Genomic DNA, 1,148 nt, shown 5'->3' on the forward strand with positions numbered 1-1,148 from the left:
TTAAACATCGGAGTTACATTTCTTTCTGWTAGCTTTTTAACTGCTTCCTTTCTTTTAGAAACAACATCATGGTTCATGACAATTATAATCGTATTTGTTTTAGGTGGGCTTTCGTTCACCAAAACAGTTATATCAACAATTGTTTCAAGTAGCTTGAAACAGCAGGAAGCTGGTGCTGGAATGAGTTTGCTTAACTTTACCAGCTTTTTATCAGAGGGAACAGGTATTGCAATTGTAGGTGGTTTATTATCCATACCCTTACTTGATCAAAGGTTGTTACCTATGGAAGTTGATCAGTCAACTTATCTGTATAGTAATTTGTTATTACTTTTTTCAGGAATCATTGTCATTAGTTGGCTGGTTACCTTGAATGTATATAAACATTCTCAAAGGGATTTCTAAATCGTTAAGGGATCAACTTTGGGAGAGAGTTCAAAATTGATCCTTTTTTTATAACAGGAATTCAAATCTTTTTGTTCCATTAAAGGGCGCGTTTATTGAAGAACGAAGATCGTCATTTGACGGTCTTTTTTTTCGTCTAAAAGCTGATGAGCTGCAGAACGAAAAACGTGGCATTCGTCAACGGTAAATGTCTGACTGACCAACGGGAAGGAATTTAAGGAGTTGACGAATTTCGCAAAACCCGAACCCTCTCGGCACGTCAAAAGGCAACACCTTTTGACCTGCCTACCGGCGAGGGAGCCCCCTCAAAATTGAGGGGGATGGGGGAGTTTTTGGAGGGGGTCGAGGGGAAACTTTTCCCTCGTGGGTTTGGGCAACGCCCAAGGTCTTTTCTTTTGATTTTGATCTTGGGGAAACTGTCACGCCAGAGTGACAGACCCCTGCTTTTACCCTCGGAGAGCCTTTTCATTTTGCACATGGAGCGCAGCGCAGTGTCAAAATACAGAAAAGGTTACTTTGGCAAAGTAACAAACTGTCTGGTACACTCATAGCAAGTGAGGTGATTCGTCATGAGCATGTCGGTTTCGCTCAAAAAGGCGACCAATAAAACCAACATCAAACACAATAATCGGACCATGAGTGACAAGGATAAAGAACGGAATTCACACATTGATGAATCTCGTTCGCACGAAAATGTGTACCTCGTTCAGAAGGATTTGAAAGAACTGTATCAAGAAGAATTTGGC

The 1,148-nt window shown here is 40.9% G+C and carries 2 pseudogenes; both read left to right on the plus strand.

The annotated features are described in order from the left end of the window. A pseudogene (locus QI30_RS18615) lies at window positions 1-402 on the plus strand (tetracycline resistance MFS efflux pump); the annotation flags it as partial. A 569-nt stretch (window positions 403-971) separates the two neighbouring features. Continuing rightward, window positions 972-1,148: pseudogene (locus tag QI30_RS21015) on the plus strand (plasmid recombination protein); the annotation flags it as partial.

It is taken from the genome of Candidatus Kurthia intestinigallinarum (assembly GCF_003991225.1).
In the GTDB taxonomy this organism is placed as follows: Bacteria; Bacillota; Bacilli; order Bacillales_A; family Planococcaceae; genus Kurthia; species Kurthia populi.